This is a genomic window from Aquimarina atlantica (assembly GCF_000626715.1).
GTDB classification, from domain to species: domain Bacteria; phylum Bacteroidota; class Bacteroidia; order Flavobacteriales; family Flavobacteriaceae; genus Aquimarina; species Aquimarina atlantica.
This window is the reverse complement of sequence record NZ_AQRA01000005.1, coordinates 344,359-358,369: the sequence shown is the minus strand read 5'-3', so window position 1 is coordinate 358,369 and position 14,011 is coordinate 344,359. Positions and strand designations below refer to the sequence as shown.

Annotated in this window: 12 protein-coding genes; 9 read left to right on the top strand and 3 right to left on the bottom strand. The window is 33.4% G+C overall.

Going from position 1 to position 14,011, the window contains the following annotated elements; all coding sequences use genetic code 11:
* The first annotated feature begins 63 nt into the window (after window positions 1-63).
* Both ATO12_RS12830 and ATO12_RS12825 read left to right on the top strand, forming a co-directional pair.
* A complete protein-coding gene (locus tag ATO12_RS12830) occupies window positions 64-1,824 on the top strand; it encodes an aromatic amino acid hydroxylase (protein ID WP_034242462.1) in 1,761 nt (586 codons plus the stop codon).
* Window positions 1,825-2,150: 326 nt separating this feature from the next.
* On the top strand, window positions 2,151-3,326 hold the full coding sequence (locus ATO12_RS12825) for a DUF3103 family protein (protein WP_117590043.1): 1,176 nt from the start codon (window positions 2,151-2,153) through the stop codon (window positions 3,324-3,326).
* Window positions 3,327-3,408: 82 nt separating this feature from the next.
* On the opposite strand, the gene ATO12_RS12820 is transcribed toward ATO12_RS12825, so the two are convergent.
* Both ATO12_RS12820 and alaS read right to left on the bottom strand, forming a co-directional pair.
* The gene (locus tag ATO12_RS12820; protein WP_034242458.1) at window positions 3,409-4,362 is read right to left on the bottom strand and encodes a GSCFA domain-containing protein; all 954 of its coding nucleotides are present in this window, start codon (window positions 4,360-4,362) and stop codon (window positions 3,409-3,411) included.
* A 60-nt stretch (window positions 4,363-4,422) separates the two neighbouring features.
* Window positions 4,423-7,056 carry an alanine--tRNA ligase gene (alaS, locus tag ATO12_RS12815; protein ID WP_034242456.1) on the bottom strand — a complete coding sequence of 878 codons (2,634 nt, stop codon included), beginning with the start codon at window positions 7,054-7,056 and terminating at the stop codon, window positions 4,423-4,425.
* 207 nt (window positions 7,057-7,263) lie between these two features.
* On the opposite strand from alaS, the gene ATO12_RS12810 reads away from it, so the two are divergent.
* The 7 genes from ATO12_RS12810 to ATO12_RS12780 all read left to right on the top strand — a co-directional run bounded on the left by ATO12_RS12810 (window position 7,264) and on the right by ATO12_RS12780 (window position 12,018).
* On the top strand, window positions 7,264-8,241 hold the full coding sequence (locus ATO12_RS12810; RefSeq protein ID WP_034242454.1) for a M23 family metallopeptidase: 978 nt from the start codon (window positions 7,264-7,266) through the stop codon (window positions 8,239-8,241).
* 6 nt (window positions 8,242-8,247) lie between these two features.
* The gene (locus ATO12_RS12805; protein WP_034242452.1) at window positions 8,248-9,354 is read left to right on the top strand and encodes a CapA family protein; all 1,107 of its coding nucleotides are present in this window, start codon (window positions 8,248-8,250) and stop codon (window positions 9,352-9,354) included.
* 2 nt (window positions 9,355-9,356) lie between these two features.
* The gene (locus ATO12_RS12800) at window positions 9,357-9,686 is read left to right on the top strand and encodes a MerR family transcriptional regulator (RefSeq protein ID WP_034242450.1); all 330 of its coding nucleotides are present in this window, start codon (window positions 9,357-9,359) and stop codon (window positions 9,684-9,686) included.
* A gap of 26 nt (window positions 9,687-9,712) precedes the next feature.
* The gene (locus ATO12_RS12795; RefSeq protein ID WP_034242448.1) at window positions 9,713-10,315 is read left to right on the top strand and encodes a LemA family protein; all 603 of its coding nucleotides are present in this window, start codon (window positions 9,713-9,715) and stop codon (window positions 10,313-10,315) included.
* Complete coding sequence (locus ATO12_RS12790) at window positions 10,315-10,752, top strand: TPM domain-containing protein (RefSeq protein ID WP_034242446.1); 438 nt, start codon at window positions 10,315-10,317, stop codon at window positions 10,750-10,752. Before ATO12_RS12795 ends, ATO12_RS12790 begins: the two co-directional genes overlap by 1 nt.
* Entirely contained in the window at window positions 10,753-11,547 is a 795-nt protein-coding gene (locus ATO12_RS12785) for a TPM domain-containing protein (protein ID WP_034242444.1), read from the top strand. It abuts the gene before it with no gap.
* A 276-nt stretch (window positions 11,548-11,823) separates the two neighbouring features.
* On the top strand, window positions 11,824-12,018 hold the full coding sequence (locus ATO12_RS12780) for a hypothetical protein (protein WP_034242443.1): 195 nt from the start codon (window positions 11,824-11,826) through the stop codon (window positions 12,016-12,018).
* 827 nt (window positions 12,019-12,845) lie between these two features.
* Here ATO12_RS12780 and ATO12_RS12775 read toward each other — a convergent pair.
* Window positions 12,846-13,943: a TlpA disulfide reductase family protein gene (locus tag ATO12_RS12775; protein ID WP_034242441.1), complete on the bottom strand. Its 1,098-nt coding sequence runs from the start codon at window positions 13,941-13,943 to the stop codon at window positions 12,846-12,848.
* Between the last annotated feature and the right edge of the window lie 68 nt (window positions 13,944-14,011).

Here is a 14,011-nt window from a genome sequence, read left to right as displayed (position 1 = left end):
ATATCAAAATAAAACTATTAATTTTCCAATTAAATTGTCTTGATCAAAAATTAATTTCTATTTATGTCTCTAAATATTGCATCCAATCCCCTAATCGACAGGCTTCCCGCACATTTGAAACAATTCATAAAACCCCAAAATTATGAAGAGTATACGCCGATAAATCAAGCCGTTTGGAGGTATGTTATGCGTAAAAATACTACTTCCCTTAGCAAAGTTGCTCATAATTCTTACCTAAATGGCCTTAAAAAGACAGGAATTTCGATCGACAAGATACCGAGTATGTATGGAATGAATCGAATTTTAAAAGAAATTGGTTGGGCAGCTGTAGCTGTCGATGGATTTATCCCTCCTAATGCATTTATGGAATTTCAGGCCTATAATATTCTTGTTATTGCATCAGACATCAGACAATTAGAAAATATTGAATACACCCCTGCTCCCGATATAATTCATGAAGCAGCAGGGCATGCTCCTATCATTGCTAATCCTGATTATGCAGAATATCTACGACGTTTTGGAAAAATTGGTTGCAAAGCAATCTCTTCTAAAAAAGATTATGATATGTATGAAGCTGTGCGTACACTATCTATTCTAAAAGAGGCGTATGGTACAAATCCAAAAGAGATAGAAGAAGCAGAAAGAAAAATAGAAGAGTTACAAAATCAGAAAGAGAACCCTTCGGAAATGGCTTTGATACGTAATTTACATTGGTGGACGGTTGAATATGGTCTAATTGGTACAGTAGATGAGCCTAGAATCTATGGTGCAGGATTGCTCTCCTCGATTGGAGAAAGCGAATGGTGTATGACTAATAATGTAAAGAAACTACCCTACTCTCCTGATGCTGCTTTTCAGGATTTTGACATCACCAAACCACAACCTCAACTCTTTGTAACACCAGATTTTGCTTATTTATGTCAGGTATTAGAAGAATTTGCAGATACTATGGCTTTAAGAAAAGGTGGGCACAGAGGACTTGCAAAATTAATCGAATCAGAGAATTTAGGCACTATAGAGCTAAGTACTGGTCTACAAATCTCGGGAGTATTTACCCGAATGATAAAAAACGAGGATAACGAAGTTATTTATTTTGAAACTAGCGGCCCAACAGCACTTTCTTTTAGAGAAAAAGAACTTATTGGTCATGGCATAGAAGCTCACCCAAATGGACTTAGATCTCCTCTTGGTAAATTAAAAGGTATCAATCTTGCTATAGAAAACATGTCTCCAAGAGATTTGAAGGCTTATAATTTTTATGATGGAGAGTATATAGAATTCGAATTCGAAAGTGGAATTACTATTGCCGGAACCAATATTACAGGGATAAGAAACATTAAAGGTGAATTGATTTTAATTCAGTTTAGCGAGTGTACTATTAAATATAAAGACGAATATCTTTTTAAACCAGAATGGGGTACTTTTGATTTGGCCGTCGGAAAAGAAATCGTTTCAGCTTTCTCTGGTCCTGCAGATGATAACTCATTTGATTTAGTAACTCATAACCCTTCTTCGGTTACTGCACAAAGAATATATTCTGAAAAAGAAAAAGATCTACATTCTTTATACTCATCTGTTAAAAATATTAGGGAAGGAAAAAATGCTACGTTTTCACTGGAGGCCGTATTCGAAATTTTGGAGAAAGACCATCCTAACGATTGGTTACTTCCATTAGAGATTTATGAATTGGTTTATGATAGAGATTCAATATTTGCTTCGCAAGTGTTAGAACATCTTAAAAACATACAATCCAAAAGACCTAATATTAAACATCTGATTAGTAGCGGTATTGACACTGTGGTCAATTCAGAATTTACGGTATAGAATACTTATTTCTCTTTTAAATTATTTCTTCAAAAGTCATGGCTTCTAGAATTTTTAGTTTGCTACTATATAGGTGTGTGTTTTTCTAAAATTCTTAAATAAAAAAACACAAACAATACTAAAACCCTAATTACCAAATACTTACATTCGAAACATGATTTTATATGCATGCATAATAAATATATAAAAAGCAAAAAAACACTTGCCAATATTTATGGTCTAACCACATTTTTTTTGAGTATTTAATACCTTATAAATCAAGTCAATAAGATATCATTTTTCTAATTTTAAAAAGACAAAACTAACTTAATAAGTATATTAAAATTATGAAAAAATCATTTTTACTTTTAAACGTAGTTCTCGTTTCCTTGTTATTTTTTAATTGCGAAACAGAAGAAGTAGTCGTTAACGAAACTAATGTCGTTCAAAATAAGAATAGAATAGACAAAAAGAAAATCGCATTTGACCTAATTGATTTACTGGCTAACACAGAGTTTAGTACTAATATTGTAGAGTCATTAGCCAAAGATCGAACGCCAGGGATCAAGTTATCTAAAATATTAAAAGAAAACGCCGCTTTATTATCAGATCAGGAATCCTATCAATCCTTAAAAAAGGTAGTAGACAAAGCAGACAACCAGCTTAAATCCAACGAAATACCTGATAACATAGAAATACCAGAATTATGGTTACAAAAACCTAATAATAAATCGGTAAACTACGCTGATCTGTTAATATCATTTGCTCCCGAAGGTGATGAAAAATCATGGACAAAAATTGAAGCGTATACACTCGATGGAGAAGTTGTTTTTCTAGACGTTAAAGATATACCCAATGTACCTGTACTTGTTATAGAAACCAAAGGTTATGAAACCTTAAAAGCAGAAGTAGATTATATGAATACCCAGTTACAAACTGCTGGATTACAAAATAATCGTTTTAAATCTGCTAAAATGGACTTAAGCCCTACTTCAAAAGCCAATTCGGGACTTGAAACTACCAAATTAGATAAAATACGATTACAAAACGATGAGGAACCCTGGATTAGTGGTGCTGCAGAAGTTTATGCTATTACTTCTGGAATAAAAAACACCAGTAATGAAGCTGAAGTAAAAATCATACCTATGTATTACCTGGATTATGAAGGCACTACATACTATCCTAACCAAATTATGCTTTTCTGGGACGATTATAAATACCAGGCGGCAAACATCCAATTATTCGAAAAAGACGACAACTACAATTTTAAGCAATTAGTTACCATAATTGTTGATGGTATTTTTCAAATTGTTGGTACAGTTTCTGGACAACCATGGGTAAATGTGCTTGGGCAGGTAGCAGGAGCTATCTTACAGGCAATGCCTGATGAATGGTACACTAATAACGATGATTATGTAGATTCTTTGTACACCATTCAAAAAAACAAAACTTATACTAATCATGTAGGTGCTCGAGGTAATGCAACCGTTACTTTATCCCCTCTGTTTATTCCTAATAATTAAACGACACGCTATAAAAGTAAAAGAGGTGGCTGTATTTACTACAGTCACCTCTTTTTATTTTAATCATAGGACTCATACATAATTATTCTCCCCAAATCATATGAGGGTATTCTTTATAGAGTTGATATTTTTTTGATTCTAGCTTCTGTAAAAATAACACATGTTGCTCACTTTTTGGGTTAAACGGTCTATGCATCATTCCTTTTTTGATTTCTTCAACTCTATGCATAGTCTGGCCAGTTTTTTCAGAAATCCAAACTTCAGAAAAACGTTCCCAAATATAATCTATCGCCAACGCATTAGGGTGGATCATATCTACATTATAAAACCGATAATCTCTAAGTTCGTCCATCATGATTTCATAAGAAGGAAAATAACTTAGATTTTTACTATTACTAATAGTTTGATGTAGTGATGTGATTAAATGAGACTTACTTCTGTTGTTTTCTACAAACCCATCTTTACTATGTCGTACAGGAGAAACGGTAAATACAATTTCTACTGAAGGGTTAATACCTCTAATTAGATGTATACAATTCTGAAGGCATTGATTGATCTCATCTACAGATAATAATTCTTTTTCAAACTCTCTTTGCGGAATTTTATGACAATTCGCCACCACCATATCCAGAGATTTTAATCGATATACCCAAGCAGTTCCTAAAGTGATAAAAATATGTGTCGCAGAGTTAATATTCTTTCTTGTAGTCGTTAATGCAGTATTTAAATTAGATAATACTACATTTTGATCAGCATTACTTAAAGAGGAGTGTGCATCAAAACAATGCCATTGTTCATTGATATAAAACAAATCGGTATCGGTATATTGTTCTCCCTGAGTAGCCATCCACAAAAATGTTTCTATTGCTTTAGGGTGAAATAATATCCCGAATGGATTAATCTTATTCCTGAACTTAAAGTATTCGAATTTCTCTCCTATGTTTTCTGCAAAACATGAACCTAACAGTAAAAGTTCTGAATTATAATCAACTTTTGGTTCTTGAGACTGTAGCGTTATTTTGGTTTGTAGGTTCATAAGTCTCTTTACTCTAACCTCTTCCTTTATGTAGAAGAGGGAGTGTTTTATAGTTTAAGATTATTTCAAATATTGTTTTGCATTCTCTAATGCTTCTTCTATACCAGCGGGATTCTTTCCTCCGGCTGTAGCAAAAAATGGTTGTCCACCGCCACCACCTTGGATATACTTACCAAGTTCGCGAACCATCTGCCCGGCATTTAACTGTTTCTCTTCTACCAGGTTTTTAGAAATATAGCACGATAATAAAGCCTTCCCTTTCTGATCTGATCCGAATAGCATTACAACATTTTCAAGCTCACCTCCTAATTCGAATGACAAGTCTTTAATTCCGGCTGCATCTAAGTCTACTTTTTTGGCCAGGAATTTAACCCCATTTACATCTTCAAATTCTGATTTAAGATCTCCTTTCAGGTTTTTCGCCTTATCCTTAAGAAGAGCTTCTATCTGTTTTTTCAGGCTCGAATTTTCTTCTTGTAGTGATATAATAGTTTTTAAAGGGTCCTTTGTTTTAAGCACTGCTTTTACTTCTCCATACGCTTCAGATTGAGTTGTAAAAAATTCTTTTGCTGCATCCCCGGTAATTGCTTCAATCCTTCGAATTCCTGCTGCAATTGCACTTTCTGATACAATTTTAAAGTGCCATATGCTACTGGTATTTTTTACATGAGTACCACCACAAAGCTCCATAGATTCACCAAATCGTATTGATCTTACCGTATCTCCGTATTTTTCTCCAAACAGTGCTATTGCTCCTTCTGCTATTGCCTGATCATAAGAAATATTACGTTGTTCCTCCAGCGGAAGCTGCTCCCGGATTCTGGCATTTACAAAATGCTCAACTTCTTTCAATTCTTCGGTAGTCATTTTAGCAAAATGAGAGAAATCAAAACGTAAATTACCACTATGAACCATCGATCCTTTTTGTTCTACATGTGTCCCCAAAATGGTACGCAATGCCTGATGCATCAAATGTGTTGCCGTATGATTAGAAGCAGATCTAGAACGCTGTTTTTCATCTACCACAGCAGTCAAAGTCTCGTCTATATGCTTAGGTAAATTTTTGGTAAAATGAATAATCAAGTTATTTTCTTTCTTGGTATCTATAATATATACCACATCACCATTAGGCACCTCTAGGTATCCTTTGTCTCCAACCTGTCCTCCTCCTTCGGGATAAAAGGGTGTCTTATCAAATACTAACTGATACAGTTCTCCATCTTTCTTACTATTTACTTTACGATAACGGGTTACTTTTACATTTGTTTTAAGATGATCATACCCAATAAAATTTTCTGTTGTAGTATCATCTAGTAATATTTTCCAATCTCCGGCAGTTACTTGTGATGCTGCTCTTGATCTATCTTTTTGTTTCTGGAGTTCTACTTCAAAAGCTTTTTCATCTAATTCATACCCCTGCTCACTTAAAATTAAAGCTGTTAAATCAATCGGAAAACCAAAAGTATCATACAACTCAAAAGCCTTCTCTCCAGAGATTATATTTCCTTTGGTATTTTTGATCACATTTTCCAGCAATACTAATCCCTGATCTAATGTTCTTAAAAAAGATTGTTCTTCTTCTTTAATTACATTAGTGATTAAATTTTTCTGAGCTTTCAATTCAGGGAAAGCTTTACTCATTTGTTTGCTAAGTGTTTCTACCAGCTTATATATAAAAGGCTCTTTGGTATCCAGAAAAGTAAATCCATATCGAATAGCTCTACGTAAAATTCTTCGGATCACATATCCTGCTCCTGTATTACTAGGTAGTTGACCATCTGCAATAGAGAATGAGACAGCTCTTACATGATCGGCAATAACTCGAATTGCAACACTTACTTTTCCATCATCATTGGTTGGTAAACTATTTTTATCGTATGTAGAATTGGTAATCGTTTCAATTTCTCTAATTAAAGGCGTAAAAACATCGGTATCATAATTTGATTTCACTCCTTGTAACACCATACATAAACGTTCGAAACCCATTCCTGTATCTACATGCTGCGCAGGTAACTTCTCTAATGATCCGTCTGCTTTTCTATTATACTGCATAAAAACCAGGTTCCAGATCTCTACTACTTGCGGATGATCCATATTTACCAGGTCTCGGCCAGGAATTTTAGCTTTTTCTTCATCAGAACGAATATCTACATGAATTTCGGAACAAGGACCACAAGGCCCCTGATCTCCCATTTCCCAGAAATTATCTTTTTTATTTCCCATGATGATACGATCTTCAGGAACAATTGCTGTCCAAAGATCATAAGCTTCCTGATCCATACCCAGGTCTTCATCTTTTGCGCCTTCAAAAACAGAAACATAAAGCATGTCTTTATCTATACCATATACTTCTGTTAATAATTCCCAGGCCCATTGGATTGCTTCTTTTTTAAAGTAATCTCCAAAACTCCAATTCCCAAGCATTTCAAACATCGTATGGTGATAGGTATCCATACCCACTTCTTCCAGGTCATTATGCTTACCACTTACACGTAAACATTTTTGGGTATCTGTTATTCGATTACTTTTTGGAATACCATTACCTAAAAAGAATTCTTTAAACTGGTTCATCCCGGCATTAGTAAACATTAAAGTAGGATCGTCCTTAATTACCATTGGCGCAGAAGGCACGATGCTATGTTTTTTGGATTTAAAAAACTCTAAAAATTGATTTCGTATTTCTTGGGATTTCATGAATTCTATGTATTACTATTTTTTCGAAATAAAACACTTAACACAATCGCGATCATTATTTTGCGTTGTTTAAAAAAAAAGATTCTAAATCGATATTTGTCAGTTTTTTCTGGACTTTGCAACAATTTGTTATATTTGTTGCGATGTCTTGGTTTTTTATAAACCACATATTGGTTGATATCCTGCAAAAATAGCATATTTTAGATTATGTCAAAGGTTAAATATTACTATGATAGTGAGACGCTTTCTTATCGCAGAATTGAGCAAAAGAAAGGTCGTAAATTTGGTATAGCTGCATTAGGAGTGATTAGCTCTTTTTTAGCTGGTTTTATCCTTCTTCTTATCTATCTTAACATCCCACAATTAGAGACTCCTAAAGAAAAAGCATATAAAAGAGAACTAGAGAATATGCAGCTTCAATATGATTTAATGAATCAAAGATTGAAGCGAGATGAAGATATTCTAAAAGAAATCGCAGAACGTGACGATAATATTTATCGTCTTTATTTTGGAGCCAATCCTATTCCTGAAGAATTACGTAATGCTGGGTTTGGAGGTGTAAACAGGTATAAAAATCTGGAAGGATTTGATAATTCTGATATTATTATTGAAAGTAGTGAACGTATTGATAAATTGACGAAACAGATTGTGGTTCAATCAAAATCTCTTGATGAAATTGCATCGTTGGCAGAGAAAAAAGAAGAATTACTAGCTACAATTCCTGCTATACAACCTATACAAAACTCGGATTTAAAACGTATGGCTTCTGGTTACGGATGGAGAAGTGATCCTTTTACCAAAGCGCGAAAGTTTCACTACGGAATGGATTTTTCGGCTAATACAGGAACGCCGGTATATGCTTCTGGTAATGGTGTAGTAACCCGGGCAGATGCTAATTCTTCTGGTTATGGAAAGCATATTCGTATTGATCACGGTTTTAATTATGTGAGTTTATATGCCCACTTAAGTAAATATAATGTAGAGAAAGGTCAGAAAGTAAATCGTGGAGATGTTATTGGGTATGTAGGAAGTACAGGAAGATCGGTAGCACCTCACCTACATTATGAAATTTTTAAAGACGGTGAACGCATCAATCCTCGTAATTTTTACTACGGAAGTTTAACTTCTGAAGAATTTAGTGAAATGCTGAAAGCCTCTAATTTAATTAATGAAACTCTAGATTAAACATCAATGCGCAAACTTCTTTTTATTGTCTTCGTTTTTGGTTTCTGTTCTTCAATACAAGCTCAAAAATATTCAAAAGAAGTATTGGACTCGATGTACGTCATCGTCCAAAACACCCAACAAAAATTAGCAAAGCCAAAACATATCAAAATTATGGCCGTTGGTGATATCATGATGGGAACCGATTTCCCAAATGATAGTTATTTACCTCCCAAAGGTAAAGGTCCTTTTGATGATGTTAATGCTGTACTTAAACAGGCAGACATACTTTTTGGCAATTTAGAAGGTACGCTTACTGATGAGGGAGAGAATGCTAAACGTTGTTCTGATCCGTCAAAATGTTACTCCTTTAGATCACCAGAATATTTTGGAAAATACCTTGAAGAAACCGGGTTTGATGTAATGAGTATTGCTAATAATCACATTGGTGATTTTGGTGAAATCGGAATTAAGAACACTTCTAAAACTCTCGAAAAGCACAACATTGCTTATGCAGGAGTATTTGCTCAACCATCTACAATTTTTGAAAAAGATGGTATCACGTATGGATTTTGTGCTTTTGCCCCTAACAAGGATTGCATAAAAATTCATAACTTAACCAATGCTAAAAAAATCGTAACCGAACTTAAACAAAAGGTAGATATCGTGATTGTTTCTTTTCATGGAGGGGCAGAAGGCCTAAAATACACTCATGTTCCCAGAAAAACAGAACGTTTTTATGGCGAAGATCGTGGTGATGTTTATCGTTTTGCACATACTATGATTGATGCTGGTGCAGATATCATTATAGGGCATGGCCCACATGTATCAAGAGCTTTTGAAGTATATAAAAACAAATTTATAGCATATAGTTTAGGCAACTTTTGCACCTACTCCCGATTTAATTTAAGAGGGATTAAAGGATATGCTCCTATTGCAGAAATCGATATTGATACCGATGGTAATTTTATTAAAGGAAAACTTCATTCTGCCAAACAAATAGATGAAGTATATCCATTTATGGATGAGAAAAAAGGAGCGTTACAGGAAATCAAATCACTAACAGAAGAGGATTTTCCCGAAAGTAAGCTCATTTTTGAAGATGACGGAAGTTTTACACAACAAAAAGAATAAGTATGTATGTAGACTTACCAAAAAAAATGTATTATAGTATCGGCGAGGTGGCTGATGCTTTTGATGTAAATACCTCATTAATTCGCTTTTGGGAAAAAGAGTTTGATATTATAAAGCCTAAAAAGAATGCTAAAGGCAATCGAAAATTTACCCCAGAAGACATTAAAAATCTCGAATTAATTTATCACCTGGTAAAAGAACGTGGATTTACTCTCGAAGGTGCCAAAATTCACCTTAAAGAGCAAAAACAAGAAGCCTTAGACAGTTTTGATATCATAAGAAAACTAGAAGCTATCAAAGGGCAATTGCTTAAGATTAAAGAACAATTGTAAAAAATCATCTTATTATAATTTGAGTTATGAAAAAACTTTTAATACCAGCACTAGTAATTGTAGGAATTATTGTAGTTCTGTATTTCTTTTTCGGAAGTCGTTATAACACTGCCGTTACACTGCAAGAAGATGCAAAGACAGCTTGGTCTAACGTAGAAAGTGCTTATCAAAGACGTAGCGACCTTATCGGTAACTTAGTTAAAACTGTTCAGGGAGCTGCAGATTTTGAACGTAATACTCTAAAAGAAGTAATCGAAGCCAGAGCCAAAGCAACTGCCGTAAATATTGATCCCAGTAATATTACTCCAGATCAAATAGCACAGTTTCAACAGGCACAAGGTGGTTTAACCTCTGCCTTATCAAAATTATTAGTGACCGTAGAGCGTTACCCTGATCTAAAAGCAAATCAAAATTTTCTTAACCTGCAAACTCAACTAGAAGGAACAGAAAATAGGATTAATGTAGAGCGTAACAGATACAACGAAGCTGTAGGTAGCTATACAAAATTCATGAGAAAATTCCCTAACAACATCGTTTTAAGCATTTTTGGAAGCCTAGAAGAAATGGCACGATTTGAAGCGGATAGAGGAGCAGAAAAAGCACCAGATGTTGATTTTAATTTTAAATAATGTCTAAAGTAGAAGATTTTCTTACTCATGACCAGGAGCAACAAGTTGTTGCAGCAATTAGAAGTGCCGAAAAAACAACGTCGGGAGAGATTCGTGTGCATCTTGAAAAACATAGTAGAATAGAAATTTTAGAAAGAGCTGCCGAGGTGTTTCATTGGTTAAAAATGGATAATACGATTCAACGTAACGGAGTATTGATCTATGTTGCTGTAGAAGACCATAGTTTTGCTATTTTTGGAGATAAAGGCATTAATGATGTCGTAGAAGATGATTTTTGGGAAAGCACAAAAGACACTATACTAGAGCAGTTTAAAAAAGGGGATTTTACTCAAGGGTTAATTGACGGAGTTCTTCTTGCCGGAGAGCAATTGCAGAAATACTTCCCCTGGGATCATACCGATATTAATGAACTCTCTGACGAAATCTCTAAAGGATAAATGAACACTATCAAACCATTCATACTACTCTTATTCTTTTTAGGAATACCTCTTCTTTCTTTTAATACAACATCAGCGCAAAGAGAAATTCCGCCAAAACCTAAATCACAAACGGCTGTTTATGATGCAGCTGATATGCTTACAGCTTCTGAGTCAAAACACCTTCAAGAAAAATTAATTCGTTATTCTGACACTACCTCAACACAGATCGTAGTAGCTACTATTAATTCTCTGAAAGGTGAAAATATTGGTTTATATGCGGCAGAATGGGCTCACAAATGGGGAATTGGACAACGTAAAGAAGATAATGGCGTTTTTATTCTGGTAGCCAAAAATGACAGGAAAATATGGATCGCCACAGGGTATGGTGTAGAAGAAAAACTCACAGATTTTACCTCAAAAACTATTATTGATCAGATCATAACTCCAGAATTTAAAAGAGGTAACTTTTATACAGGTTTAGACAAAGGTACTACTGCAATTTTTCAAGTACTTGATGGTACTTTTAAAGGTTCGAGAAAAAACAAAAAAGAACTTCCTATAACAGAATTAATCATTTTGGGTATAGCTTTTATCATCATTATTAGCGCTTTTTCTAAAAGCAATCATAGAAATGGTGGGAAAGGAAATCGGGGAAATCGATCAGGAAGCAGTCTTTTGGATGCAATCATCCTAAGCAACATGGGACGTGGAAGTTATGGTGGAGGGAGTTTTGGTGGAGGATCTAGTGGTGGATTTGGCGGAGGTTTTGGTGGCGGCGGATTCGGTGGAGGTGGTGCCGGAGGAAGTTGGTAACCACCCGTCTATTCTTATGTTATTTACACTAACAATCTCAACAAACAATCCTCTATACAAAATCAATTTTTAATGAAAGAAATGCAATGAAAATGTTAATTTATTGTCATTATGTCAATAAACCATATTACTTAATTGTCATTTTGACATTATTAACCATACTATTGATAATCAGATATCTAAACTATTTTTTGGCAAGTTTGTCATATCATCTTTTGTTTTTGGAACAAAACTTGATCTATTAACGATGATATGAATTTTTAAAATAAGATGAATATGTCGGTAAGTTTTAAATTAGTAGCCAGAAAGAATACGGGGAATGCTTTGGTGACAAATAAGGATATAAGAGTGATTACTACCTTAAAAGAGGTAACTCTGGCATTTATTAAACAAATTAAAATTCATGATCGTTCGAATATCACATTAAACCCTATGTTTCAATTCAGAAAAAAAGAACATGTAAACACCTAGTGTATAGCTATAATTTATAAAGATACTCCCTGGCACCAAAAAGTGCCAGAGAGTATTTTTTTGCCCAAAAAACGCCAAAACTCACCTAAGAAGCGATTTTTTTTGACCTTAGATGCCGTTTTTTTTCATCTAAGAAGCCGATTTTTTTGCTCTAGACGACCAAAAATAGTGCTCAAAAACACTAAAAAAAGCACATTTTCACATCAAAAATATTAAAAAAATGGAGCAAAAAAACACCCTTTTTTCTAGCCAAATTTTAACCCAAAAAATTATGATTTCGGTAAATTTTTGGCCTAAAATTCCCTGAAAAACATCTAGTGCAATTGCACTAATTTCTACACATAGTATACTATGAACCCGTTTAGTAAATAACAAAAATGACCATAAAATGATAGCAGCATTAAAACCAGTAATCTAGAATTAAACATTTGTTAGACCTCACAGGTTTTTAAAACCTGTGAGGTCTAGTCTTTAATCTCTATAGACAGGGGGTTATAAAATATCTGGTACACAAAAGGGAACAAAGGCACACAAAACCCTGCTTCAAAACCCTGCTCTGTATACTTTCCTGGTTACACTTATAGAGCCTATTAATATAAATAAATGATTTGGCAAAAATTTGATAATCAAAAGTGTAAAAATAAAATGAGTTTTCAGTATCTAAAACTTCTTAATTGATTCATCAGCATACGGTTCTGAAAACCGGTCGATTTATAAGACTCTCCTGCCACTGTGACAGAAATACAATGGTTAGTAACATTTCCCGATTTCCATGGTAAAGTATTTCTTAAACTTAAACCTACATTTTTATAAACTTTTTCTTAATTTTAAAATAGTTCCTCAAGTTTATTTTTTAGATCTTCGTTTCTTAAACCTCTGGCAATAATTTTTCCATTTTCATCTATTAAAAAATTATCTGGTATTTCATTAACTCCATACATCAAAGCAACCTCATTTTCATTACCCTTCAAATCACTTACATTTTCCCAAACTAAACCATCTTTTTCTATTGCCTTAAGCCAATTATTTCTTTTTTGATCAAGCGAAACCCCTATAATTTCAAAACCTTTATCTTTATACTTCACATACTCTTTCACAAGTTCAGGGTTTGATTTTCTACATGGAATACACCAAGAAGCCCAAAATTCAATGAGTGTGTATTTTTTCTGAATATTTGAAAACTTGATCTTTTGGCCATTTAAGTTTTCCTGTTCAAAATCTAAAAATTTATCACCAATGTTAAGTTTTTTACTCAATTCTATAAATTTCATAATAGCTTTTCCATCAGCCGTTTCATGTAGGTTTTTATCTATTAAAGAAAATAATTCTTTTGTTGTTTCTTTTCCAAATGTAGTTTTATACAGGTTTAATGTTTGACTACTCACTAAAGAATTTGGGTATTCTCTAATAAAAACTCTATTAATGTCTAATTTTTTCTTTCTTACATCATTAAACTTTGTAATAATTGAATCTCTATATACTTCATCGAGCGATTTATTAGAAAGAATTTTATTTAAACTATCAAATTCTTTTTTATAAGGTAATACTCTTTTATCAAGTATATTTGCCTCTTCTTGAGTTTTGGATCCAATTATTTTACTTTCTATAAAATTTCCTTTTTCAGCATAAAAATCAATTTTACTATTTTCCAACCAGAAGGGTTTGAAATTAATATCTCTAGATTTTTTTGTCATTAAAAAGACATTAGTTGGTTTTTCTACTTTTCCAATTAGTTTGAATTTTTCTCCAATAACAATTGTTGAATCAATAACTTTGTTATTAACCAAAATTTGGACTAAAGTACTATCAGGAATATTTTTGACATATCCATTGATTTCATACCCATCAAAACTATTTTTTTTCTCTTTTTGACATGAAGCAGTAAATAACACGATGGATAATAATAGAAATATGATTTTTTTCATGAATCTCAATTTTAGGTTTAAGTAAATGTTTTATTGATAAAGTTAATGAATTTCACTTGTAAGTGAAA

Bases quoted from the DNA above. Each gene is read 5' to 3' on its own strand.
- ATO12_RS12830 (WP_034242462.1), top strand. From the start codon at position 64: ATGTCTCTAAATATTGCATCCAATCCCCTAATCGACAGGCTTCCCGCA.
- ATO12_RS12825 (WP_117590043.1), top strand. From the start codon at position 2,151: ATGAAAAAATCATTTTTACTTTTAAACGTAGTTCTCGTTTCCTTGTTA.
- ATO12_RS12820 (WP_034242458.1), bottom strand. From the start codon at position 4,362: ATGAACCTACAAACCAAAATAACGCTACAGTCTCAAGAACCAAAAGTT.
- alaS (WP_034242456.1), bottom strand. From the start codon at position 7,056: ATGAAATCCCAAGAAATACGAAATCAATTTTTAGAGTTTTTTAAATCC.
- ATO12_RS12810 (WP_034242454.1), top strand. From the start codon at position 7,264: ATGTCAAAGGTTAAATATTACTATGATAGTGAGACGCTTTCTTATCGC.
- ATO12_RS12805 (WP_034242452.1), top strand. From the start codon at position 8,248: ATGCGCAAACTTCTTTTTATTGTCTTCGTTTTTGGTTTCTGTTCTTCA.
- ATO12_RS12800 (WP_034242450.1), top strand. From the start codon at position 9,357: ATGTATGTAGACTTACCAAAAAAAATGTATTATAGTATCGGCGAGGTG.
- ATO12_RS12795 (WP_034242448.1), top strand. From the start codon at position 9,713: ATGAAAAAACTTTTAATACCAGCACTAGTAATTGTAGGAATTATTGTA.
- ATO12_RS12790 (WP_034242446.1), top strand. From the start codon at position 10,315: ATGTCTAAAGTAGAAGATTTTCTTACTCATGACCAGGAGCAACAAGTT.
- ATO12_RS12785 (WP_034242444.1), top strand. From the start codon at position 10,753: ATGAACACTATCAAACCATTCATACTACTCTTATTCTTTTTAGGAATA.
- ATO12_RS12780 (WP_034242443.1), top strand. From the start codon at position 11,824: ATGTCGGTAAGTTTTAAATTAGTAGCCAGAAAGAATACGGGGAATGCT.
- ATO12_RS12775 (WP_034242441.1), bottom strand. From the start codon at position 13,943: ATGAAAAAAATCATATTTCTATTATTATCCATCGTGTTATTTACTGCT.